At 53.2% G+C, this 21,663-nt stretch carries 27 protein-coding genes; 13 read left to right on the top strand and 14 right to left on the bottom strand.

Going from position 1 to position 21,663, the window contains the following annotated elements:
* Positions 1-339, bottom strand: a 339-nt coding sequence (locus DPO_RS20535) for an IS110 family transposase (RefSeq protein WP_040012152.1), incomplete at its 3' end; no start/stop codon positions are given.
* Between the two features lie 354 nt (positions 340-693).
* On the opposite strand from DPO_RS20535, the gene DPO_RS20530 reads away from it, so the two are divergent.
* The 3 genes from DPO_RS20530 to DPO_RS20520 all read left to right on the top strand — a co-directional run bounded on the left by DPO_RS20530 (position 694) and on the right by DPO_RS20520 (position 2,441).
* On the top strand, positions 694-951 hold the full coding sequence (locus DPO_RS20530) for a hypothetical protein (RefSeq protein WP_006968296.1): 258 nt from the start codon (positions 694-696) through the stop codon (positions 949-951).
* Positions 942-1,364: a type II toxin-antitoxin system VapC family toxin gene (locus DPO_RS20525; RefSeq protein WP_006968295.1), complete on the top strand. Its 423-nt coding sequence runs from the start codon at positions 942-944 to the stop codon at positions 1,362-1,364. The genes DPO_RS20530 and DPO_RS20525 overlap by 10 nt, the downstream gene beginning before the upstream one ends.
* Before the next feature lie 114 nt (positions 1,365-1,478).
* Positions 1,479-2,441 (top strand): Gfo/Idh/MocA family protein, encoded by a 963-nt coding sequence (locus tag DPO_RS20520; RefSeq protein WP_006968294.1) that lies wholly within the window; start codon positions 1,479-1,481, stop codon positions 2,439-2,441.
* An 81-nt stretch (positions 2,442-2,522) separates the two neighbouring features.
* On the opposite strand, the gene DPO_RS20515 is transcribed toward DPO_RS20520, so the two are convergent.
* The 3 genes from DPO_RS20515 to DPO_RS26785 form a co-directional block, all read right to left on the bottom strand.
* Positions 2,523-2,843 carry an excisionase family DNA-binding protein gene (locus tag DPO_RS20515; protein WP_006968293.1) on the bottom strand — a complete coding sequence of 107 codons (321 nt, stop codon included), beginning with the start codon at positions 2,841-2,843 and terminating at the stop codon, positions 2,523-2,525.
* Positions 2,844-3,309: 466 nt separating this feature from the next.
* Positions 3,310-3,696 (bottom strand): type II toxin-antitoxin system VapC family toxin, encoded by a 387-nt coding sequence (locus DPO_RS24190; RefSeq protein WP_006968292.1) that lies wholly within the window; start codon positions 3,694-3,696, stop codon positions 3,310-3,312.
* Complete coding sequence (locus DPO_RS26785) at positions 3,684-3,911, bottom strand: type II toxin-antitoxin system Phd/YefM family antitoxin (protein WP_006968291.1); 228 nt, start codon at positions 3,909-3,911, stop codon at positions 3,684-3,686. The genes DPO_RS24190 and DPO_RS26785 overlap by 13 nt, the downstream gene beginning before the upstream one ends.
* Positions 3,912-4,014: 103 nt before the next feature.
* On the opposite strand from DPO_RS26785, the gene DPO_RS20500 reads away from it, so the two are divergent.
* From DPO_RS20500 to DPO_RS24185, 6 genes are all read left to right on the top strand, one after another.
* Positions 4,015-4,284: a hypothetical protein gene (locus DPO_RS20500; protein WP_006968290.1), complete on the top strand. Its 270-nt coding sequence runs from the start codon at positions 4,015-4,017 to the stop codon at positions 4,282-4,284.
* A complete protein-coding gene (locus DPO_RS20495) occupies positions 4,245-4,622 on the top strand; it encodes an endonuclease/exonuclease/phosphatase family protein (RefSeq protein WP_160166935.1) in 378 nt (125 codons plus the stop codon). Before DPO_RS20500 ends, DPO_RS20495 begins: the two co-directional genes overlap by 40 nt.
* 24 nt (positions 4,623-4,646) lie before the next feature.
* Positions 4,647-4,910, top strand: a complete 264-nt coding sequence (locus DPO_RS20490; RefSeq protein ID WP_006968288.1) for a hypothetical protein — start codon at positions 4,647-4,649, stop codon at positions 4,908-4,910.
* 111 nt (positions 4,911-5,021) lie between these two features.
* Positions 5,022-5,102 (top strand): hypothetical protein, encoded by an 81-nt coding sequence (locus tag DPO_RS26215; RefSeq protein ID WP_236610012.1) that lies wholly within the window; start codon positions 5,022-5,024, stop codon positions 5,100-5,102.
* 78 nt (positions 5,103-5,180) lie between these two features.
* A complete protein-coding gene (locus DPO_RS20485) occupies positions 5,181-5,366 on the top strand; it encodes a hypothetical protein (RefSeq protein WP_006968287.1) in 186 nt (61 codons plus the stop codon).
* A 201-nt stretch (positions 5,367-5,567) separates the two neighbouring features.
* Positions 5,568-7,250, top strand: a complete 1,683-nt coding sequence (locus DPO_RS24185; protein WP_006968286.1) for a methyl-accepting chemotaxis protein — start codon at positions 5,568-5,570, stop codon at positions 7,248-7,250.
* Between the two features lie 30 nt (positions 7,251-7,280).
* Here DPO_RS24185 and DPO_RS20475 read toward each other — a convergent pair whose 3' ends face one another.
* The 9 genes from DPO_RS20475 to DPO_RS20435 form a co-directional block, all read right to left on the bottom strand.
* On the bottom strand, positions 7,281-9,533 hold the full coding sequence (locus DPO_RS20475; RefSeq protein WP_006968285.1) for a CHASE2 domain-containing protein: 2,253 nt from the start codon (positions 9,531-9,533) through the stop codon (positions 7,281-7,283).
* A gap of 2 nt (positions 9,534-9,535) precedes the next feature.
* Positions 9,536-10,015 carry a hypothetical protein gene (locus tag DPO_RS20470; RefSeq protein WP_006968284.1) on the bottom strand — a complete coding sequence of 160 codons (480 nt, stop codon included), beginning with the start codon at positions 10,013-10,015 and terminating at the stop codon, positions 9,536-9,538.
* A 101-nt stretch (positions 10,016-10,116) separates the two neighbouring features.
* Positions 10,117-10,656: a 2-oxoacid:acceptor oxidoreductase family protein gene (locus DPO_RS20465; protein WP_006968283.1), complete on the bottom strand. Its 540-nt coding sequence runs from the start codon at positions 10,654-10,656 to the stop codon at positions 10,117-10,119.
* A 51-nt stretch (positions 10,657-10,707) separates the two neighbouring features.
* The gene (locus DPO_RS20460; protein WP_006968282.1) at positions 10,708-11,445 is read right to left on the bottom strand and encodes a thiamine pyrophosphate-dependent enzyme; all 738 of its coding nucleotides are present in this window, start codon (positions 11,443-11,445) and stop codon (positions 10,708-10,710) included.
* A gap of 9 nt (positions 11,446-11,454) precedes the next feature.
* A complete protein-coding gene (gene vorB / locus DPO_RS20455; RefSeq protein WP_006968281.1) occupies positions 11,455-12,522 on the bottom strand; it encodes a 3-methyl-2-oxobutanoate dehydrogenase subunit VorB in 1,068 nt (355 codons plus the stop codon).
* A 46-nt stretch (positions 12,523-12,568) separates the two neighbouring features.
* Entirely contained in the window at positions 12,569-12,787 is a 219-nt protein-coding gene (locus DPO_RS20450) for a 4Fe-4S dicluster domain-containing protein (protein WP_006968280.1), read from the bottom strand.
* A gap of 38 nt (positions 12,788-12,825) precedes the next feature.
* Positions 12,826-13,515, bottom strand: a complete 690-nt coding sequence (locus DPO_RS20445; RefSeq protein WP_006968279.1) for a nucleotide-binding protein — start codon at positions 13,513-13,515, stop codon at positions 12,826-12,828.
* A 94-nt stretch (positions 13,516-13,609) separates the two neighbouring features.
* A complete protein-coding gene (locus DPO_RS20440; protein WP_006968278.1) occupies positions 13,610-14,722 on the bottom strand; it encodes a 2-isopropylmalate synthase LeuA in 1,113 nt (370 codons plus the stop codon).
* Positions 14,719-15,981 carry a radical SAM protein gene (locus tag DPO_RS20435; RefSeq protein ID WP_006968277.1) on the bottom strand — a complete coding sequence of 421 codons (1,263 nt, stop codon included), beginning with the start codon at positions 15,979-15,981 and terminating at the stop codon, positions 14,719-14,721. The genes DPO_RS20440 and DPO_RS20435 overlap by 4 nt, the downstream gene beginning before the upstream one ends.
* A 347-nt stretch (positions 15,982-16,328) precedes the next feature.
* Between DPO_RS20435 and DPO_RS20430 the strand changes: the two genes are divergently transcribed.
* Genes DPO_RS20430 through hypE form a run of 4 tightly spaced genes read left to right on the top strand, consistent with a single transcriptional unit; the run spans position 16,329 to position 21,102 of the window.
* Positions 16,329-16,580 carry a HypC/HybG/HupF family hydrogenase formation chaperone gene (locus DPO_RS20430; protein ID WP_006968276.1) on the top strand — a complete coding sequence of 84 codons (252 nt, stop codon included), beginning with the start codon at positions 16,329-16,331 and terminating at the stop codon, positions 16,578-16,580.
* A complete protein-coding gene (gene hypF, locus DPO_RS20425; protein WP_006968275.1) occupies positions 16,546-18,960 on the top strand; it encodes a carbamoyltransferase HypF in 2,415 nt (804 codons plus the stop codon). The genes DPO_RS20430 and hypF overlap by 35 nt, the downstream gene beginning before the upstream one ends.
* Positions 18,951-20,036: a hydrogenase formation protein HypD gene (gene hypD, locus DPO_RS20420; protein ID WP_006968274.1), complete on the top strand. Its 1,086-nt coding sequence runs from the start codon at positions 18,951-18,953 to the stop codon at positions 20,034-20,036. Before hypF ends, hypD begins: the two co-directional genes overlap by 10 nt.
* Positions 20,037-20,082: 46 nt before the next feature.
* Entirely contained in the window at positions 20,083-21,102 is a 1,020-nt protein-coding gene (gene hypE / locus DPO_RS20415) for a hydrogenase expression/formation protein HypE (RefSeq protein WP_006968273.1), read from the top strand.
* A gap of 68 nt (positions 21,103-21,170) precedes the next feature.
* On the opposite strand, the gene hysD is transcribed toward hypE, so the two are convergent.
* Positions 21,171-21,638, bottom strand: coding sequence for a NiFeSe hydrogenase maturation protease (gene hysD, locus DPO_RS20410; protein ID WP_006968272.1), 468 nt, complete (start codon positions 21,636-21,638; stop codon positions 21,171-21,173).
* Positions 21,639-21,663: the final 25 nt, after the last annotated feature.

Here is a 21,663-nt window from a genome sequence, read left to right as displayed (position 1 = left end):
GTACCCTTCAGGCAATATGTTCAATCGTTTCATATGGGCCAGCCAGAAGGAGTCCCACCGGTCATCGGTGTACTTTAATCCTTCATACTGCTTGACAGCGGATGGGTTGGCCAGATGAACCTGATAGCCGTGATTTTGCAGGCCATCCACCAGCCAGTACCAGTTATAGGTTGATTCCACCACAACGCCATCCAGGTTGCTTTTGAACGGTTCCAGTACCGAGAGGACATCCGGCAGATCGTTGCTGATCCGCTTGCCGAATACCCGCTTGTCCTTCTCATCGATGATACCGATATAATTATTACTTGAATGCAAATCAATTCCGGCGTAATATTTCATTGGGCACCTCCTAAATCCTATATGTTAATAATAACTGGTATTATAGCAATCGCTGCTATAATTAGGGAGGTGCCTTCTCATTTTTTAATAGTGCTTCGGCCAGCTTTCCAGGGGAACCCCAAAAATTCCCTTGGAAAGCTGGCTTCCACGCAGTTTAATAGTAGCAAATGTCAACGGTTGTTTTTTGCTACGCCCTTTATATGATTATCAGGCCTGCGTTATTGTAGTTGTTGGGAGTTTTAAGTGTTAAGTTTTAAGTTGGCTGACTCCTGAGCACTGGGCTCATTTGGGTTGCTAAAAATGTTTGCCGAGGGTATTATTTTGTCATGGGTTTAAAAAACATGTGAGGTGTTTATGACAAAAACAATTACGATTCATGATGAACTTTCTATCAAGTGGATAAACCAAAAAGCAAAACAGTTAAATGTTAATTTAGAAGATTTGATTGTTAAACTTATTCACGATCAGATGAAATCAGACAAAAATTCAATTGAGTTGACGCAGTATCATGACCTTGATTCACTGGCAGGGACATGGAGCAAAAAAGAGGCAGATGAATTTCTCCAGACAATTGACAAGTTCAATCAGGTCGACGAAGGCTTATGGCAGTAGAAAACATTCTCATTGACACAAATGCCTATGCTTCCTTCAAGCGGGGTGATATGGCATCTGTCGAGATTATCAGGTCTTCTCCTTTCATTGGAATCAATTCTACTGTTCTCGGCGAACTGTTATCCGGCTTTGCTGTAGGTAATCGAGAATCATTGAATAGAGGGGAATTGGAAAAGTTTTTACAATCTTCCCGTGTAAAAATTATCGCAGTCGATCACGAAACCGCAGAACATTATGCACACATATACAAAGAATTGCGGCAAAAAGGAAAGCCTATCCCTACGAATGATTTATGGATTGCTGCAACAGCAGTTCAATACAAATTGACGGTTTTTACCTTTGATGAACACTTCAAAGCCGTTAGCGGAATTCGAACCGGCAATCGTCTGGCCGATTTTGTTAGCGGGGTCTGATGAAGTTCGGGGTCAGTGGTTGTCGGCCGTTGAGGAGGCGCTGACGTTTATCAAGAAACATGTCAATCTTTCCTATCACTTTGATGGCAGTCTTGAGCGCCGGGAGCGCCGGGAGTGCTGGCAGTATCCCATGGAAGCGCTTCGAGAGCTTTTGTTGAATGCAGTGGTGCACCGGGATTACAAGAGTCCTTCAGATATTGTAAGGAAATTGAGTTCAAAATTGAGGAGATCGGTGATTTTTTTAAGGCTGAGCTGTATCAGATTGGATCGACGTCCTCTCCCATTACCCCCCATGATACCCCCCATGTTACCCCTCATGTTGAGAAGTTACTGCTGTGCTGTGAAAAACCGGCAGGGCGCGAACAGTTGCAGGAGAAACTTGGAATAAGAGACAGAAAATATTTTTATAAAACCTTTTTGAAGCCGGCTTTGAAAACAGGGTTGCTTGAAATGACCATTCCCGAGAAACCCAGAAGTAAATTGCAAAAATACCAGCTGACAGAGGCTGGCCCTGGCCGCCAGACCCCCATGATGGTCAATTACCGGGTCAATGCCGGGATCATCCCCCCGGATGTCTGGGTCCAGGACCCGGAGGTGGGCGGGGGCCGCATTGTGGGAGAGGTCTGCCATTTTATTGATTTTGCCTCTTTTGTGATCGGGGCCGACCCCGTGGCGGTCCAGGCCATGTGCGTGGACAGCACCAATGCCTCGCTGAAGGCTGAGGACAATGTGACCATTGCCGTCAAGTACAGGGACGGGTCCGTGGCCCAGATCTGTTATGTGGCCGTGGGGCCGTCCGATCTTGCCAAGGAATACTGCGAAGTGTTTGCCGATGAGTCCGCCGCCGTGATGGACAATTTCTGCACCACAAGGTGCATGGGCCGGCGCGGCAAAAAACGCCTCAAAGGCAGCCAGAAAAAAGGGTTCAGCGAAGAGATCGCCGCCTTTCTGGAAGCGGTTCAAACCGGCGCCCCTTCCCCCATCCCCTTTGACTCCCTGGCCCTGACCACGGCCTGTACCTTCGCAGCCAGAGAATCCCTTCGCACCGGGTGCGGGGTCAGGCCTGCGTTATTGTAGTTGTTGGGAGTTTTAAGTGTTAAGTGTTAAGTTGGCTGACTCCCGAGCTCTGGGCTGATCCCGGAATTTGGAAATTAAATTCTATGACAAATTTTTTTTCTTGAAGTTCTTAAGCGTGGATACATCCAGTGAATATGCTCTGCCGATCTTGTAGGCTGATATTCGCCCTGCTTTGATCCATCTTCTGAGTGTCACAGTTGATATCCCAAGGTATTCTGATGCTTGCTTCAGATTAAACGGCTTGCTTGCTATTTCGCTTTGCCACGCTTCAACGTCCAGAATTTCAGGCACATCGTTATGAAAGTTTCTGATTCCGAACTCTATGATGTGACGTGCAATTTTTTTTCTCTCTTCCATTGGAAGGAGGTATATTTCTTTTATTACCTGTTCTGCTGTTAACATGTTGATCCTTTATTTTTTTGTGAAATAACATCTTCCACCGCATCCAACAAAACCTGCTGGAGGTGTCGTGGAAGCTTTTTAGCGAATTTCTTAAATTTAGGCATCTGAAGAATTTCCATGGTCTATGTTTATCATAAGTTGTCAACAACAAGCAACCGGTAAAGGGGGTCTGACCCTGGCAACTTATTGTTTTTACAGCTAATGATGCTTAATATAAGGGCTGAAATGGGCTTAGAGTGCACTTTTTGGGGGCAAAAAGCGGCTTTTAAGAATTAGCGCGATTGTTATTTCACGAAATAACAACGAGTTTTTCAAAGATCTTCACGTTTTTGCATATGTGTTTCTTGCATTTTGTCACAAATTTTTGCGGGCAGGCTATCACCTGGAAAAATAATTGTTGGGGGATTGGGTATTGGGCCGAGCAGAGGTGATGACCCCGATTGCTGATCGGACACCATTTTCGCGATTACCTGAGGACTTCAACTGAATATCGGTGGAACCGGCTGTCATGCGTTACAACAGGAAGACGGTTTAAAATGGCAGTAGCGATAATAATTCTGTCGGCCGGATCTTTGTGAATAAGCGGTAGGGAGGCTGAGAATAATGCAATTTTACCGGTTACCGGTATTTCAACAAGATCGTGGATTGAAAGAACCTTTTCATACCATTTTTCCGCATCCATGGGCAGTTCGAGATTTTTTATGGCCGCTTTGCATCCGACTTCCAATGCGGTTGCGGCACTTACATAGACAATATCGGCTTTTTCAATTGATTTCAATGTGTCTTGTGAAATCCTGCCGCCTCCGTTTACAAGCCAGATCAATCCACAGGTGTCAAGCATTATTGCAGACATTCAAAGTCTCCGCTCATATCATCGTCAAAAAGCGCCCCGTTTATATCAACATGCAGTTCGGGAGAGCCTTTTAACCGGTTTTTGGCCTTGTGTGCGACTATTTCAGCAACGGGTTTTCCATTGCGGCATATCAGATAAGATGTGTTTTTTGTTTCAATATCGGATATCAGTTTGGAAAGTTTGTTCTTGGCATCAAAAATATTTATCACTTCCATTTGGATACCTCTCTTTGGTCGGATGTTATTGGATATTATTAAAGGTTAGCTTAGCTGGCTTAACCATGATTGTCAACTCATTATTAGGGGGTCAGTATCAAAAATGAATTGGCATCTTCATCGTCGTGCAAAAGGGTTGATTGTTTCAGGGGTACTGATCCTGGCACTGATCGGGCTGCCCATGGGGTTTGCCCTGAACAGGACAGGGGATGAAATGAAACAGGACGTCAGTATCATGACCTGCAATATCGGGGAGATCGTGGGGAGCAAGCCTCTGGACAGTGACCAGGTGGCCGCGTTTATCCGGGACTGCGGGGTGCCGGTGCCGTTGCCGTGGACATTGACATGCACGGCACCCGGGTGTGGGTGGTGAACGTGCACCTGGACCGGGTCGGGTTCGTCACTCCGGGAAATGACCGGGTGCCGGTCTCCCGGGATTATTTCAAAGGCACTTATACCAAGCTGGATTTTCCCATCGCGCCCAGGATCGATTTTCTGTTTGTCTCCGCCGCCCTTGGACGGAAAAACGCCCGGGTGATCCCGAAGAGTCCGGGGGATCATTTCCCGGTTTGGGCGGATATCCTGATCCCCGGGCAGGGGTTGGGTGTCCAGGCCTGCTTTATTGTAGTTATTGGGGGGGGGTATCTTGTGGGTGTTATTGAGGTTGCCAAAAGGGATCGTCGAGGGTATTATTATGAAATGAGTTTGTAAAAAAAGAACTGGTGAGGTGTCAAAATGGTGACTGTCGATAAAAAACATGTTTCTACGCTGCTGCTTGTGGAAGCATATTCGGAAAAACATAAGACTGAAGAAAAAGTGGCATTTTTTCATAAAAAATATAATAAAGATTTTGATCAATTTGAAAAAATGGTGCGCAGCAATGAAGAAAATTTCATCCATTACGATGATTATATGGAGTGGAAAGCTTACAAGTGTTACCTGGACAGTATAAACCTGCGGATCAAAGACCTTAGAAATGGGAGTATTCAGTTTACTTGATTGTTCTCCCATAGTTCTGTCATACAGAATTGTCGATTTCAAGTTTTGGGAAACCGGCTCGTATGTCAAAATGCACCGCATCATAAAAATTTGAAAACGTTCCCTAATCATATGCATAAAAAAAATCTCGTTGAAGAAAGCGACGTCATTACACTCAAAGACGTTTTAAAATATATTACAGCCTGTTTGTGATGGGGAGCCGCGGCCGCCGCTGACCACGCAAATGACCCGGAAACTATGAAAAATCCCGCTTTTTTGATTATTTGCTTGATGATCGCGGCTGCGCCGTTATTTCGAGGGTCGGTTCATGCCTGGGCACAGACGGTGATTCAGGCCATGGTGGCCCTGGGCGGGATTGTGCTGGTGCTCGAAGCGATGCGGTCAAAGGCGGGGCGGAAGCGGTCATCCCGGAGTTCGTCGTTGAAAGGGTTTGCCACCCGGGAACTGTTCCTTTAAAACAAGTTACCAGAAGAGTACCAGGTATTGCCAAAGGTAAGGTAACGGATGCATTTTTTGAAACCAGCCGTGAGTATCATGATCTGTAATATCAGGGATAATGTACATTGACAAAGCCTTTTTTCTGTGTGAATAAATACTCAATGATATCAGGCAGAAAAAAATGGAAAGCCTGCCTCACACTCAAAAAGGAGATTTGCCATGAAACGTTTGCTGGATAAGAGATTGCCGGGATGTGTCTGCTGGCTGGCGGTCTTTGCTTTGTTTCTGATTTTTCAGGGAACGGCGGGTGCCGTCGGATCTTTTGCCACATTAAAAGAATTCTCAGGTGAAGTGATGATCAAGAATGCGGAAGAATGGGTGGCACCGGAGCCGGGCATGTCTTTGTACTCCGGGGCAAAGATTGTCACAAAAGAGGGATCGGCCCTGGTTCAGTTCAAGGACGGGGCTACCATGACCGTGGATCCGTTTTCCAGTATCCGGGCCATTGATCAGATCCAGGCCACGGAAACAGCGGCATCGGATCAGATGAGAATCCGCAAGATCCGGGTGATGCTGGGGCGGACCAAGTATGAGGAACAGCCCCTTGCCGATCGGCAGACCCGCATTGAAATGCCCATGGCCGTGGCCGCGCTTCGGGGAACGGGGGGCTATTTTGGTGCGGATGAGGGCGGTACCTCCCAGGGCGAACTCTACGAAGGAAACATGGAAACTTCCGGTATTTTTCAGGAACTGGTTCCCCAGATACTGGCCCTGGAAAACGCATTGAATTCACCCACCTGGACGGCATCGCTGAATTCAGCAGACCAGGCGGACAATCCGTTGTCCAATGTTCAGGAAATCCAGGCGGAAATCCGGACTTTTTCCGCCAATCTGGATCCCCAGGTGCAGGCCCAGGTCATGCAGACACTGGCCGTGATCACGCCGATCCTTCAGGGGATTCAGCAGAAAATTGAAAAAGCGCAAAAAGCGGAAGCCCAGAAAGCGGCGGCCCAGAAAACCGGGTCCGAAGACACCCGGGCTCAGGTGAAGGCGATCAGTGAAAAAACATCCCAGACCGCCGATACCTTTGTAAAGACCACCCAGGAATCCACCAAAGCGGATATCAGCCTGGTGCTGGCAACCATCAAAGGGGACCAGGCCGGCATTGCGCTGGCCCAGGCCGCCAAAGACCAGAATGACCGGGCCGTGGACCTGGCGGGGCAAGCCGTGGATACGGCTGCCACGGCCGTGGAACTGGCCGGCAAAGCCACCACGGACAAACAGCTGGCTGCGGCGGCATCTGTCGCCAATACGGCCGGCAACACGGTGGATGCCCTGGCTGAAACCGTCAAGACAACCAATACTTCGGCCATGATGGTGGCCCGGGACAACCAGGAAGGTGCAGCCAAGATGCAGGGCCTGGCAGGCACAACGGAAAGTACACTGGCTGCCGCTGAAAAATCCACGCAATCGTCACAAAATGCCATTGTGCTGGCCCAAAACGAAGACACGGCAGACGCAGCCGTTCAAGCGGCCAGAACAGCGGAAGATGCCTCCAGTGTCGTCAAAGACGTGGCTCAGAGCCAGAGCGAGGCTGCACAGGCCGTGGCTGACGATGATCCCGGCGCAGACGCCGCCATTGAAAACACCCGGCAGCAGTCGCAAACCATAGACAATGCCATTCAATCTTTAGATGAAAGCATTGAACAGACCAATACGCTGATGCCGGCGGAAGAACCGGTCGATGAACCGGCTGAAGAAGAGGCTGAAGAAGACGCTGAAGAAGCAGTGGACGAACCCGAGCAAGAAGAAGCGCCTGCAGAAGAACCGGCAGAGGAGCCGGAACAACCCCTTCCGCCGGATGAGCAGGAAGATGATACGGACCCGCCCAGCCCCGTGTAAAATGATGGGGTCCGGCTTTCTCTGTGGTCGTTATTTTTCTGTGAAAGTCCAGACCCCGTCCCATTCATCGGTTTCAAGAAGCGGGGAACAGGTTTCAGGCGTCTGTATCAGGGTGCGGCACCGGGTGATGAACAATCGGGCGGGCCGGTCTTTTGGCTTTGCACCCAGGACGTCTTCAAAATGGCGGATGGCCGTGCCAAAGTCCTGGTTCCGGTAACAGGCCAGGCCGTTTTCAAAGTGGGAGATCCATGTAAAAACCGGATCTCCCATTTTTTTTTGGCCGATCAGTTCATAAATCGTCACAGGGGCCTGCCGTCCCTTGACCCGGACCCGGTCCAGCTCCCGGCACACAAATGCGCCGTCCAGATGCATCCGGGTCTGTTCCGGAATGATGATCTTTACCCCATAAATTTTGCACAACCCTTCCAGACGGGAGGCCAGGTTCACGTTGTCCCCGATCACAGAATAGTCGAACCGGCGCCGGGAACCCAGGTTTCCCACCACCATCTGCCCGGTGCTCAAGCCCATGCCCAGAGACAGGATCGGGACCCCCTGGCGTTCCCATTCCGCCTGAAGCTGTTCCAGGCGTTCAAACATGCGAATGGCGGTCAGGCAGGCTTTTTGCGGATGGCGGGTGTCATCCAGAGGGGCGCCGAAAAACGCCATGATGGCATCGCCCATGTATTTGTCCAGGGTGCCGCCGTTTTCAAGGATCACATCCGTGAGCGTGCCCAGATACCGGTTGAGCAGTTCGATGAGCCCGGAAGGGGACAAAGATTCGGACAAGGTGGTGAAATTGCGGATATCCGCCATGAGAACGGTGAGTTCTTTTTCCTCTCCCCCCAGGGTGAGCTGGTCCGGGTGCCGGATCAGAATATCGATGACGGCCGGGCTTAAGTACCGGGAAAAAGACGTTTTCACCCACCGGTGCTGGCGGATCTCTGCGGCAAAATTGGTGATCAGCAGGGCCGCCACCGTGGTCAGCCCGGCCCCCAGGGGCAGCATCAGGGGCCAGACCAGATCCCGGGTCTGGAACAGGTATTGAACCCCTGCCGCATAGGTTCCCATGAGCACCACCCCGGCTGCCAGAGATGCCATGGGCGTAAACAGCATCATGAACCCTAAGGGCAGCAGGACCAGGACCAGTATGGATCCGGTTTTAACCCAGCGCATGTGCGGAAGAGTCTGCAACAGCCGGTTTTCCAGAATATTGTCCAGCAGGGTGGCCTGAATGAACACACCGGGGATTTCACTGGTCAGAGGGGTGGGCCAGATATCCCCGATACCCGTGGCCATGGCACCGACGATCACCACCTTGCCCGCCAGCCGGTCCGGCGAAATCGCCCCGTCAATGATGTCTGCAATGGAGACCCGGTCGAATCCGGGATCCAGGCCGTAAAAATTCAGGCGTACATTGCCGTGCCCGTCCGTGGCCAGACGGCGTTCTGAACGGGCGGCATCCGGAACAAGGATCCCTTGATCCGGCAGGTCCGGGTCTGCGGACGGCAAGCGGGGCGTAAGCACCACCCGGCCGTCCCCGGCCCGGACCACGGTGTCCAGATAATGGGCCGCTCCGGCCAGGGCCAGGCAAAGATGGTCTTTGTTCACCAGCCGGACCCGGCGGATGGTGCCGTCACTGTCCGGAAATATGTTGACAAATCCAAGCCCCCGGGCCGCATTTTTCAGGTCCGGAACCGGTTCCAGGAGCCGGGTTTTTTTTGTGGGCACCAGGGACCGGGACGCAGAAAAATCCCGGTCATCCCGGATCCCTTCAAATGCCGTGCCCAGAATCCCGTTCCCGCTCCATGCCAGGGCTTCGGAAAACAAAGCATCATTATCCGATTCGGCCAGGAGCTGATCCATTTCATCGTGAAAAATCTGGTTGGGGAAATCTTGATTTTTCAGTCCCAGCTGGACAAAGCTTTGCTGCAAAGATTCCAGCACGGGCCGGGTCCGGTTTTCTTCGGGTTCGGGAAACAACAGGTCAAACACCACGGTTTGGGCCCCGTAATCCTTGAGCCGCACCAGCAGCTGGGCAAACACGGACCGGGGCCAGGGCCACCGGCCATAGGCCTCAATTCCCCGGGTCTCGATCCCGGCCACCACCACCTGCCCCGTGGGGGGGCGTTCTCCCCGCAGCCTGAACCGCAGGTCCAGCCCTTTCTGTTCCAGAAACGCCACCACGGGCCGGGGCTGATCAAACCATCCCGCCGCCAGAAACAGCGCCAGAATCCCACCGACAATGACCAGATGGCTCGTCCGCAGCTTACTCCGGACTCCCATGGTTATTCAAAAAACGAGGCCGCGTATGCCACATCCTCGGGGCAGAACACGAACAGGCATTTGCCGTCTGCATCTGACACGGATCCATACACATAATTGATGTTGATCTGTTCTTCGCCGAATTTTTTGGCGATTTTGGCAAATTCACCGGGTTTGTTGGTGATATCCACGGCCACCACTTCTTTGGTGTCAAACAGAAAATCGTTTTCCTTTAACAAAGCAACGGCGGCATCCGGGTTTCCCGTGAGCAGGCGGACCAGGGCAAAGTCGGCGGAATCCTTGCGCATGGAGCTGTAGCTGGCTGAAGATGCCAGGCGTTTCAGCGATTTCCCCCGGGCTTCGAACAGGTTCTGGACATAGGCGGACGCATCCTGAATGGTGATGGCGTCGATATTGATGTCAGCCTGTCCAAACAGGTCGGTGAGCCTTGCCAGCTCGCCGGGCACATTTTTCAGAAACAAGGAAATTTCAATTCGGATCATGGCGGTCCCCCTTTGTGGGGGGTCAGGCCTGCGTTATTGTAGTTGTTGCAAGACACCGCAACAACTACAATAACGCAGGCCTGACCCCGGTTCCGGTTTGGTTAATCGGTTTGCGCGCTTTTGACGCCTAAATCAAATGCTTCCATGTTCAGCGGAATGATTTTGGGTTTGGCGGCAAACTCATTTTTCACACATTCTTTGAGCAGTTCCAGGTCCACCAGGTTGCTTTTGGCGGCAAACGCGCTCAACGCGACAATATTGGCGGCCCGCACGGACCCGGCCTTGATGGCGATATCATTGACCGGCACCACCAGCTGGGTGACGTCCGTGCGCTGACTGGTCACGGGGATCAAAGAGGAATTGATGAAGATGATGCCGCCGGGTTTGACGTCGTTTTCAAACTTTTCCAGGGACGGCCGGTTCATGGCCACCAGGTGGGTGGGGTTTTTGATGATGGGCGATCCGATGAGCCGGTCACTGATCACCACGGTGCAATAGGCCGTGCCGCCGCGCATCTCAGGACCGTAGGAAGGGATCCAGGCCACAAACGATCCCTGCTTCATGGCGGCATACGCCAGCAGTTTTGCGCTGAGCAGGATGCCCTGGCCACCGAATCCTGCAAATTTTATTTCTGTCTGCATGGGTTTCTCCAAACATATGGGTTAGGGTAGTGAAAGTAAATGGATACGCCTTTATTCAGGCACTTTGTAATCACCCAGCTCATAATAGGGCAGCAGGGTATCTTCGGCCCATTTCAACGCATCCACAGGGGTCATGCCCCAGTTGGTGGGACAGGTGGAAATCACTTCCACAAAACTGAAACACCGGTTTTCCATTTGATATTGAAACGCCTGTTTAATGGCTTTTTTGGCCTTGTTGACCTGCTGGGGTTTGAGTACGGCCTGGCGGGTGATATATCCCGGAGTGACCAGTTCAGCCAGCAGGTTGGCCATGCGGATGGGCATGCCGGTCTGGGCCGTGTCCCGGCCTAAAGGGGCTGTGGTGGCCCGCTGGCCAGGCATGGTGGTGGGAGCCATCTGGCCGCCGGTCATGCCGTAGATGGCGTTGTTGATGAAAATAGTGGTGAATTTCTCGCCGCGGTTGGCGGCATGGATGATTTCTCCCATGCCGATGGACGCCAGGTCCCCGTCCCCCTGATAGGTGAACACCATCAGATCGGGACGTACCCGTTTGATGCCCGTGGCCATGGCCGGGGCCCGGCCGTGGGCCGCTTCCTGAAAATCACAGTCAAAATAATTGTATGCCAGCACAGCACACCCGACAGGTGCGATGCCCACGGTTTTTTCCTGAATGCCTAAGTCGTCAATGGCTTCCGCCACCAGCCGGTGAACAATGCCGTGGGTGCATCCGGGACAATAATGGGTATGGGTGCCGGAGAGTGCCTTGGGTCGTGAAAATGCTTTTGCCATGGGTGTCTCCTATAACAACGCTTTGATAATTTCGATAATTTTTTCCGGTGACGGAATGTCCCCGCCGCATTCGCCATAAAACTCCACGGGCAGGCGGCCTTTGACACAGCGTTCCACATCCTCCACCATCTGGCCCATGCTCATCTCGATGCTGATGACCGCCTGGCAGCTTTCTTTGCCGGACGCGTCAAACACGGCTTTTTCCGGAAACGGGAACAGGGTTTTGGGCCGCAGCATGGCCACTTCGATCCCTTCTTCCTTGAGCATGTCAATGGCCGTGCGGCACACCCGGCTCATGGTGCCGTAGGACGTGATCAACACCTGGTAGTCCGTGTCGGCATTGACCAGTTCATACTGCACTTCCTCTTTTTTCATCTGCGCGTATTTGGCTTTTAACGCCAGGTTGTTGTCATTGAGGGCCGTGGGATCCAGAAACAATGATTTCACCAAATTGCGTTTCTTGCTTTTCCGGTGCGCCATGCCGTTGGTGGCCCAGTCATCTTTGTTGCTGGGTTCGGTTTTTAAACCATCGGGGAACTCCACGGGTTCCATCATCTGTCCGATGAGCCCGTCTCCTAAGATCATGACCGGGTTCCGGTATTTTTCCGCTAGGGTGAACGCCTGCATAGTCATTTCCACAGCTTCCTGGACCCCGTCCGGCGCCAGCACCAGCAGGTGGTAATCCCCGTGGCCCCCGCCTTTGGTGGCCTGGAAATAATCGCCCTGGGAGGGCAGAATACCGCCGAGTCCGGGTCCGCCCCGCATGATATTCACAAACACGGCCGGGCACTGGGCTGCGGCAATATAGGACAGGGCTTCGCTCATCAGGCTGATGCCCGGGGACGAAGAGGTGGTCATGACCCGCTCGCCGGCCCCGGCGGCCCCGAAAATCATGTATCCCACGGCCACTTCACTTTCGCCTTGAAGAAACACCCCGCCTTCTTCGGGCAGTCGTTTTGCCAGATATTCCGCCACTTCCGACTGGGGAGTGATGGGGTATGCAAAATAATTTTTACAGCCTGCCCGGATGGCAGCCTCGCCGATGGCCTCGTTTCCTTTCATCAATACCTTTGCCATTATTTTTTTCCTTGGTATCTGAAGTTAATTTTTTTAAAACCGTTGATCAGGCATCCTGGGTTTCAACAATCGTGATGGCCACATCCGGGCACATGGTACAGCAGATGCCGCATTTGATGCAGTCATCCGGCCGGGCCTGGAATACGGGGAAATGCCCTTTGGCATTGACCTTGTCTGTGATTTCCAGCACATGTTTGGGGCAGAATTGGACGCACAATCCGCAGCCTTTGCAGCGCTCGTCGTCAATGATGTGTTGAAATGCCATGTATGTGACTCCTATGTTTAAGTTTTAAGTTTTAAGTGTTAAGTTTTAAGTGACTGGGTGGGGGGGAGCAGGTGGCGGTCTAAGGTCAGCACGGGGCAGGTGATCCGGTTCAGGTCCAGCTGTGACCTGATCTCCGGGGTGGCCGTGATGAATTCCACGGGCAGGCCGGTGTGTGCCGACACCTGTTTGACCAGGTCATATCCCTGATATATGTGTGCCACGGACGTGTCATCCATCAGGTTGGCATTGGATACCAGGCCCGTGATGTTGATTTTACCGCTGGCTTCAATTTCCTTGCGGATTTTCAGGCACCCGGCCACATCCCCGGTAAAGGGCCGGAACGCGTTGATCACCTGGAGCATGCGCACGGGTTTGTTTTTGAGTACCGCTGCCAGAGAGGCCAGCACGGTGACCCCCACATCATCTCCGCCCGCATCCAGAATGGTGACATCCGCGGGTTGCCGGAGAATGTCCGCCACGGCCGGTGCCAGAATGGGCAGATCGGCAAACAGGTACTGGCGGTCCGGCAGCACCACCTGAATGCCCATGGCTTCCAAAGGGATTCTGGCCTCACGGGTTCTGAAATAGGGGTTGACCAGGTCCAGATCGGCAATGGCCACGGATTTGCCGGTTCTCCGGCACGCGGCTGCCAGATTGACGGCCGTTTCGGTTTTGCCGCTGCCGTAATTGCCGGCCACGATCACAATATCTGTAAAATCAATCGTCATAAGTGAGGGTTTGCCTTTTTAAATAAAACAGCTAAACCCTAATTAAACCAAATCAGGTTTTTTTTTGCAAATTGTTTTTTTACCGAAAATGGATTTAATCTGAAGACCCAACTATTTTTTTAACTTCTTCACATGTCAGGCGCCGGTTTTTTTGGGCACTCATTTCTTTGACAGCGGCGGTGATGGCCGGAATCCGGTCCGGATGAAATTTAATTTGGTGACACTGCAGATATTTTTTCACCAAATGGTTGCCGCACAACAGGTTCAGGTGAAAATCCGGGGTGGTGCCGGCGCCGTATAAATTTTGGGCATGGGTGCCGGCCACATGGGTGTGGGCCGCCTGCCCGAACACAGGCGTTTTGGCATGGATCAGGCCCTGGCCGGTCTGTTGTTTGACAATATCGTCCACATATAAATAATATTCCCGGACCTGATCGATAGAGTCCCAGGCAAAGCGGCATGAGATATTCTGGTCCGCCAGGATCCGGGAGGTGAGATACAGGTCTCCGATGCCGTTGCGTTCCCCCATGCCGCACACGGAAGCCTCCAGCACGATTGCCCCGGCCAGAATTCCCATCACAGAGTTGGCCGATGCCATGCCCAGGTCATTGTGACAATGGATGGAAACAGCCATATCCCCGGCCAGGGCCCTGGCATCTCTAATCCGGTCCGCCACCTGGTTGGGCGCCATGATGCCCGAGGTGTCGGGCAATGACAGGATGTCAGCCAGCCGGTTTCGGCACAAAAACCGGATACAGGCGTTGAATCGATCGGCCGGGGTTTTTCCCATGTCCAGCATGGCCAGGCTGATGACGGCATCGGGCCGGGCATTGCGGACAAAAGCGATGACAGGAATCAGTTCTGATAATTTTTTTTCCGATTCTTTGACCGTGGCATGGGAGGGCAGATGCAGGTGAAAATGGATGTCTTTGATGCCCGTGTCCACTAAAATTTTTGCATCCGGCAGAAACGCCCGCCCTAAACCCGCCACCTTGATGTTGAAATTATGACGCCGGGCATGATCAGCCAATGCTTTGACCATGGCGGCTTCCCCGGGATGGGCCGACGGGTATCCGGCCTGGCAGATGTCCACGCCCAAGGCTTCCTGAAATTCCAGGATTTTTATGCGCTGATCATAAGAAAACACCACGCCCTGAAACTGCATGCCTTCCCGAAGAGTCTGATCCATGACCAGAAATTGTTTCAAAACCGCTCCTTTGGCGGGTTGAAATACCCGTGGATCAGACGGGGAAACGTCTGTTTCAGCGATTCGATCAATGCCGCCATTCCCAGGGGCTTTCCACCGGGGGAAACCGCTTCCATGGTATCGACATACAGTCGGGGATCATAATTCAGGTTGCGCCACTGGATCATGTTGATGTCATGATTTCGGATGAATTCAAACAGGGCTGCCGCCTCTTTTTCAGAATCTGTGAACCCCGGGCAGTTCAGGTAGTTGACGGCCACAAATTTGTTGTGGGCCCTGGCCGTGTCAATGCTTTTGAGCATATCTTCCCATGCATAGGATTTGGGTCTGAAATACGCGGTATAGGTTTTTTGCCGCACGGAATTCATGGATACCCGCATGCTGTCCAGCCCGGTTTCGCACAGGGTTTTTACGTGTTCGGGCAGGCTGGCGTTGGTGTTCAGGTTGATGGTGCCCTGGCCGGTTTGTTCCCGGATCATTTGCACGGCCGGCACAATGGCTTTGTGTGCGGTCAAAGGTTCGCCTTCACATCCCTGGCCGAAGCTTACCACGGCTTTGGGGACCTGCCGGATATGTTCCAAAGCGACCTGGGCGATCTCTTGGGCTGTGGGTGTGAACGCGATGCGGTCCTGGCACGCATGCAGGCCGGGGCCGGGCTGTAAAGAGATGCATCCTAAGCAGTTGGCATTGCACACCCGGGAGGTGGGCAGGGGCGCTTCATAGCGCTGGAGAAAAAAGTTTTTCCCGGCCGGGCATCCATACTGCAATGCACAGGTTTCCAGATGCCGCATCAACCGGTTGTTCGGATATTTTTTCTGCATGTGTCCGACCCCCTGGACCACTTTGTTTCGGGGCATCTGCCGAAGGTCCTGCCGGGGTTCGGTATCCACCTGAATGGCGGCGGAACGGAAACGGCTACGTCCGAATCCCACGGCCCCGTATGAAAAAAGGGGTAAAGGCCCGGTATCGACCATCGCAAAATACGCACAGAAATGCCGGTTCACATATCCGGGGGAGTTGAACACGGCCACAGGAAATATTTTTTCATCCGGCGCATACGGGTTCCGGGTCAAGGTTTCAAACCGGTCCCGGTCCAGGTTGTAGGCAATCAACGCCCGGTCCGGCAGCATCATCAGTTCGCTGCCATGGGGCATAACAATCGTCTCTGACCGGGTCAGCAGCACAGGCATGTCCCCGGAAAAACCCACGGCCCCATATCCTTCCAGATCAAAGATGTCTCCGTTTTCCGCGGCTGCCACTGCCGTGAGAACCGGTGTGTTTAAAGCAGAAATACCCTACCTCCTGTTAAATGATTGGATCGGATTATAGATCAATGCCCGGGGGGGTGCAACCATAAACCATGGACTTACATTGATTTGATTTTTTTTAAACCACGAAGATCACGAAGAAGCCCTTCTTCGTGATCTTCGTGCTCTTCGTGGTAAAATAATTTGACGGTCATAAGTGCCCAAGATATATGGCTTGACGGTTTGAATGAATTCACCAGGAACAAACATGAAATTAAGTGTTGCCCAACCCAGCGGCTTGGCGCTATATTGATCGGGTCAAAAAATGAAATGGATCTTAAAAAGGAAATACCCATCCCATGTGTTTAGCCATACCTTCAAAAATTATCGAAATCCAGGGCACCCTGGCCAAAGTATCTGTGGACGGCGTGATCCGGGAAACCAGCCTGGCACTCATCGATGACGCGCAAATCGGGGATTATGTGATTGTTCATGCCGGGTTTGCCATCAGCAAGCTGGATGAATTCGCGGCCCGCCAGACCCTGGAAGATATGCGTCAGATTCTGGCGGCGGACGATGCCCGCCACCTTTCTTCGCACACAGATGCCTGATTCCGACTGCATTGCCAGTCAGCTTGATATCAGCGGAGTGGTCCAGGGGGTTGGATTCCGGCCGTTTCTGTTTGCCCTGGCGGCCCGGCACAAGATTTCAGGAGAGGTTTCCAATACGGCCTTCGGGGTCCGGGCCCGGGTGGAGGGCTCACCTGCCAGCCTGACCCGGTTTGTGGAAGCGATCACGGCCCATCCGCCCATGCTGGCCCGGGTGGATGGGGTTCAAACCACGTCCGTGCCCGTCACAGGCGCCAGCGGCTTTAAAATCATTGCCAGCCGGACGGGGTCTTCCCGGGCAACCCTGATTTCACCGGATGTGTGTGTGTGCAACGATTGCCTCAAAGAGATGGAAAATCCTGAGGACCGGCGCTTCAGGTATCCGTTCATCAACTGCACCAATTGCGGCCCGCGGTTCACCATCATCGAAGACATCCCCTATGACCGGCCCCAGACCGCCATGAAACAGTTTGCCATGTGTCCGGACTGTCAGGCGGAATATGACAATCCCGCGGACCGGCGGTTTCATGCCCAGCCCAATGCCTGCCCCGTGTGCGGTCCCCAGGTGTTTTTAACCGACAGCAAGGGCCAAACCATTGCCGGGCCGGATACGGCCATCCACCAGGCCGGGCGCCTGCTGGCCCGGGGCAAAATTCTGGCGGTCAAGGGGCTGGGCGGGTTTCACCTGGCCGTGGATGCGGGTGATGATGCCGCTGTTCTTCGTCTGCGCCGGCGCAAGCACCGGCCCCACAAACCCTTTGCCCTGATGGCCCGGTCCGGATCCGCGGTGTCGGCGTTTGCGGATGTGTCAAAAGAAGAACTTCAGCTGCTGACCGGTTTTAACCGGCCCATTGTTTTGTTGAGAAAAAAAGGGTCTGATGCACAGATGGAGCTGTCGCGTAAGATCGCGCCATTGAATCCCTGTCTGGGCGTGATGCTGCCCTATACCCCGCTGCATTACCTGCTTTTGGATGCCGGGCCCAAGGTGCTGGTGATGACCTCGGGCAACCGGCCGGGTGAGCCCTTGTCCATCGACAATCAGGATGCGTTGGATGCGTTTTCCCATATTGCGGATTATTTTCTGCTGCACAACAGAGATATCTATTTTCGGGCCGATGACTCCATTGTCCGGGTTCAGGCCGGACAGACCCGGTTTATCCGGCGGTCCAGAGGGTATGCCCCGCTGCCGATCCCCTTGTCAGAAGATCTGCCTTTTGTGCTCGGGTGCGGGGCCGGCATGAAAAACACCTTATGCCTGACCCGGAAGAATCAGGCGTTTTTAAGCCAGCACATCGGGGATCTGGAAAACCGGAAAACGTGTGATTTCTATGTTCAGACCCTGGATCATTTCAAGACCATTCTGGATATCACCCCGGAAATTGTGGCCCATGATCTGCATCCGGGATATATGAGCACCCGGTTTGCCAAAGACCATTTTGCTGAACAGATTCCCCGGGTGGCCGTACAGCACCATCATGCCCATGCCGTGTCCTGCATGGTGGAAAACGATCTGGATGAACCTGTGGTCGCCATTGTGCTGGACGGCACGGGATACGGCACGGACGGCCATATCTGGGGCGGAGAAATTCTTGTGGCCACCCGCAAGAGTTTTGTGCGCAAAGCCCATTTAAGATACCTTCCCATGCCGGGGGGGGATCAGGCCGTGCTGGCCCCCTGGCGCATGGCAGCTGCGTTGTTGTATACGGCGTTCGGCCGGAATTTTCTGGATCTGGATCTTCCGTTTATCCATGATATGGATCCCTGCCACCTGGATTTTGTCTGCCAGATGATGGAAAAAAAAGTGAACACGCCCCAAACCTCCAGTTGTGGCCGATTGTGCGATGCCGTGTCTTCCTTGCTGGGGATCCGGCATAAGATCTCCTATGACAGCCAGGCTGCCATGGAGCTGGAGGCTGTGGGGACAACAAAAGATTTTGCACCGGACCCGGCTTCTTATGCCTGTGAATTGCGGTCACCGGACCCGGCGGCAGATGGGGTTGAATGGATCATCGATGTGATCCCCGGTATCCGGGAAATAGTGGCTGATATCTGTGCCCGGGTCCCGGTGCAGCAGATCAGTCAACGGTTTCACCAGACCCTGGTGCATGGGTTTTTTCAGGCGGCGCACAGAATTACCGCAGCCCACCGGGTGGATAAGGTGGTGCTGTCCGGCGGGGTGTTTAACAATGATCTGATTTTCAATGCAATGATGGGGTCTTTAAAACAAGGCGGGTTGTCTGTTTACACCCATTCCCGGGTGCCGCCTGGAGACGGCGGGATTGCCCTGGGCCAGGCCGCGGTTGCCGGGGCCTTGTCAAAAGATCTTCCGGATTTTATAAAAAACAATGTTCAACCGGCACAGGAGGCGGTTTCATGGGATTGACATATCTGGAAAAATTCAGGGATCCGTCCCTGGCCAAAAATCTGGTGGCAGCGATTCATAAAGAAAGCCGGCTTACCCTGCGGCTCATGGAGGTGTGCGGCACCCATACCATGGCCATTTTCCGGCATGGGATCCGGAATATCCTGCCTGAGACCATCACGTTGCTGTCCGGGCCGGGATGCCCTGTGTGTGTCACGGCACAAAAAGATATCGATGCGTTTGTGGCAGTTTCCCGGCAGCCGGATGTGATTGTCACCACGTTCGGGGATCTGATGAGAGTGCCGGGTTCCGGCACCACTTTGGCCGGGCAAAAAGGGGCGGGCGCGGATGTGCGCATGGTGTATTCCGTGTTTGATGCGGTCACCATTGCCCGGCAGAATCCGGAAAAACAGGTGGTGTTCTGTGCCGTGGGATTTGAAACCACCATTCCCACCATTGCGGCGGCCGTGCTCATGGCTGCAAAGGAAAAGGTGACCAACTTTTCCATATATGGGGCCAACAAACTGACCCCCCCGGCTCTGGCGGCGTTGATGACCACCCCAGGGGTATCCATTGACGGATTTATTCTGCCGGGGCATGTGTCCGTGATCACGGGTGTGGATGCGTACCGGTCCGTGTTCGAGACCCACAAGGTCCCGTCCGTGATCACGGGGTTTGAGCCCATTGACATCCTGCACGCCGTGCTGATGCTGGTGCGCCAGAATGAATCCCGTGTGCCGGCCCTGGAAAACGCCTATCCAAGAGCTGTGAGAGAATCCGGAAATCCCAAGGCCAGGGAGGTGATGCATCAGGTGTTTACCGTGGGTGACGCGGCGTGGCGGGGCATTGGGCTGATAAAAAACAGCGGCATGGAATTGAAACCGGATTTCAAGGCGTTTGATGCCGGGGCCCGGTTTGAGCTGAACCTCACAGACGTGGCCGAGCCCAAAGGGTGTGCCTGCGGAGAGATTCTCATGGGGTTGAAAACTCCGGTTGCCTGTGCATTGTACAAAAAAGTCTGTACCCCCATGACACCGGTGGGGCCGTGCATGGTGTCCAGTGAAGGGGCCTGTGCCGCTTATTACAACTATGGATAATGGGGGTCAGTGGGGGGCACCCATTATTACTGAGGAGCAAACAACAATGAATGCAGAGAAAAACAATACCATATTACTGGACCATGGTGCCGGGGGCAAAGCCTCCCATGCGCTGTTTTCCGAAATGATTCTTCCGCTGTTCAGCAATGAGTATCTGGCCATGGGAGATGACGGGGCTGTGTATTCCGTGCCGGCCGGCAAAATGGCGTTTTCAACGGATTCCTATGTGGTGGACCCGATTTTTTTCAATGGCGGCAATATCGGGGATCTGGCCGTGAACGGCACGGTGAACGACATTGCCATGTGCGGGGCAATTCCGTTGTACATCAGTGTGGGACTGATCATTGAAGAAGGCCTGCCCATAAACGATTTCCAGGAAATCATCACATCCATGGCAACGGCGGCAGACCGGGCCGGGGTCAAGATCGTCACCGGAGATACCAAGGTGGTGCCCCGGGGCAAGGCGGACAAGATTTTCATTAACACCTCGGGGGTCGGCATGATCCCGGAGGGCGTGAACGTATCCGGCAGCCGGGCACTTCCCGGGGACAAAATCATTTTAAGCGGCACCATGGCCGATCACGGGATTGCCATTCTCACAGCCAGGGAAGGCTTGACCTTTGACGGGGATCTTAAAACCGATTCCGCGCCCTTGAATCACATGGTCAAAACGATGCTGTCTTCCGGGTGTGAGGTGCATGTGCTCAGAGATCCCACCCGGGGAGGGGTGGGCACGACCTTGAATGAAATCGCTTCCCAATCCGGGGTGGGAATGACATTGTTTGAAAAAGATCTGCCCATAAAAAAGCCAGTCAACGGGGTGTGCGAGCTGCTGGGATTTGATCCCTTGTACATTGCCAACGAAGGCAAACTGCTGGCCATTGTGCCGGAAAAACAGGCGTCAAAGGTGTTGGATCTGATCAAGGCCGATACTTTCGGCAAAAATGCCGCCATTATCGGAGAAGTGACGGATCAGCGCCCGGGAAAGGTGTTTCTGGAAACCGCCATCGGGGGCCAGCGCCTGGTGGATATGCTCACCGGAGAGCAGCTGCCCCGGATCTGTTGATAAGACCGCCTGCCGGGAAAATAGATTCCCGGCAGCAATCTGAAAAGCGCATCCGGTGAATCCGGAATTTATCGGGTTTCCAGAATGTCTGTGATATGTTTTTTTGCGGCTGCCAGAAAATCCGGCATTGCATCGGCCAGGGGGGGGGTGAGGGAAGTGCCCCAGTTGATGGTATCCGGCTGTATGCCGATCACCCGCAGATAGGGACGATGGCCCCGCATCTGGGCCATGCCTAAAGAATCCAGCAGATCGATGTCATGCAACGACAGCATCTGTTTCTCATCTTTGCGCAGATCTTTTTCCTCCAGGCTGAAAATGGTGCCCGGCGGATGTTTCGCCCGGACAATATCCAGGACCAGAATATTTTCATATTCTTCAAACAGGTAAAAGATGTCCTGGGTAAAGGTGCCGCCATCGATGAAATCCACCTGTGGCCAGTCTTCTTTTTCCTTGAGCAGTTCATGCACGGCATGCACCCCGATGCCGTCATCCTGCATCAAAGTGTTGCCAACGCCTAATACCAGTAGTTTTTTCATAAATGTTGATGGGGTCAGAAAATGA

The sequence above is a fragment of the Desulfotignum phosphitoxidans DSM 13687 genome, assembly GCF_000350545.1.
Classification (GTDB): domain Bacteria; phylum Desulfobacterota; class Desulfobacteria; order Desulfobacterales; family Desulfobacteraceae; genus Desulfotignum; species Desulfotignum phosphitoxidans.
The sequence above is the reverse complement of the archived record's forward strand: the minus strand, read 5'-3'. Positions and strand labels throughout refer to the sequence as shown.

Excerpts from the sequence above, each read along its gene's own strand:
- hypD (WP_006968274.1), top strand. The coding sequence starts at position 18,951 with ATGGGATTGACATATCTGGAAAAATTCAGGGATCCGTCCCTGGCCAAA.
- hysD (WP_006968272.1), bottom strand. The coding sequence starts at position 21,638 with ATGAAAAAACTACTGGTATTAGGCGTTGGCAACACTTTGATGCAGGAT.
- DPO_RS20430 (WP_006968276.1), top strand. The coding sequence starts at position 16,329 with ATGTGTTTAGCCATACCTTCAAAAATTATCGAAATCCAGGGCACCCTG.
- DPO_RS20515 (WP_006968293.1), bottom strand. The coding sequence starts at position 2,843 with ATGTTAACAGCAGAACAGGTAATAAAAGAAATATACCTCCTTCCAATG.
- DPO_RS20485 (WP_006968287.1), top strand. The coding sequence starts at position 5,181 with ATGATCGCGGCTGCGCCGTTATTTCGAGGGTCGGTTCATGCCTGGGCA.
- hypE (WP_006968273.1), top strand. The coding sequence starts at position 20,083 with ATGAATGCAGAGAAAAACAATACCATATTACTGGACCATGGTGCCGGG.
- DPO_RS20475 (WP_006968285.1), bottom strand. The coding sequence starts at position 9,533 with ATGGGAGTCCGGAGTAAGCTGCGGACGAGCCATCTGGTCATTGTCGGT.
- DPO_RS20460 (WP_006968282.1), bottom strand. The coding sequence starts at position 11,445 with ATGGCAAAAGCATTTTCACGACCCAAGGCACTCTCCGGCACCCATACC.
- DPO_RS20445 (WP_006968279.1), bottom strand. The coding sequence starts at position 13,515 with ATGACGATTGATTTTACAGATATTGTGATCGTGGCCGGCAATTACGGC.
- DPO_RS20465 (WP_006968283.1), bottom strand. The coding sequence starts at position 10,656 with ATGCAGACAGAAATAAAATTTGCAGGATTCGGTGGCCAGGGCATCCTG.
- DPO_RS26785 (WP_006968291.1), bottom strand. The coding sequence starts at position 3,911 with ATGGAAGTGATAAATATTTTTGATGCCAAGAACAAACTTTCCAAACTG.
- DPO_RS20470 (WP_006968284.1), bottom strand. The coding sequence starts at position 10,015 with ATGATCCGAATTGAAATTTCCTTGTTTCTGAAAAATGTGCCCGGCGAG.
- DPO_RS20450 (WP_006968280.1), bottom strand. The coding sequence starts at position 12,787 with ATGGCATTTCAACACATCATTGACGACGAGCGCTGCAAAGGCTGCGGA.
- vorB (WP_006968281.1), bottom strand. The coding sequence starts at position 12,522 with ATGGCAAAGGTATTGATGAAAGGAAACGAGGCCATCGGCGAGGCTGCC.
- hypF (WP_006968275.1), top strand. The coding sequence starts at position 16,546 with ATGCCCGCCACCTTTCTTCGCACACAGATGCCTGATTCCGACTGCATT.
- DPO_RS20490 (WP_006968288.1), top strand. The coding sequence starts at position 4,647 with ATGGTGACTGTCGATAAAAAACATGTTTCTACGCTGCTGCTTGTGGAA.
- DPO_RS20500 (WP_006968290.1), top strand. The coding sequence starts at position 4,015 with ATGAATTGGCATCTTCATCGTCGTGCAAAAGGGTTGATTGTTTCAGGG.
- DPO_RS20530 (WP_006968296.1), top strand. The coding sequence starts at position 694 with ATGACAAAAACAATTACGATTCATGATGAACTTTCTATCAAGTGGATA.
- DPO_RS24185 (WP_006968286.1), top strand. The coding sequence starts at position 5,568 with ATGAAACGTTTGCTGGATAAGAGATTGCCGGGATGTGTCTGCTGGCTG.
- DPO_RS26215 (WP_236610012.1), top strand. The coding sequence starts at position 5,022 with ATGCATAAAAAAAATCTCGTTGAAGAAAGCGACGTCATTACACTCAAA.
- DPO_RS20525 (WP_006968295.1), top strand. The coding sequence starts at position 942 with ATGGCAGTAGAAAACATTCTCATTGACACAAATGCCTATGCTTCCTTC.
- DPO_RS24190 (WP_006968292.1), bottom strand. The coding sequence starts at position 3,696 with ATGTCTGCAATAATGCTTGACACCTGTGGATTGATCTGGCTTGTAAAC.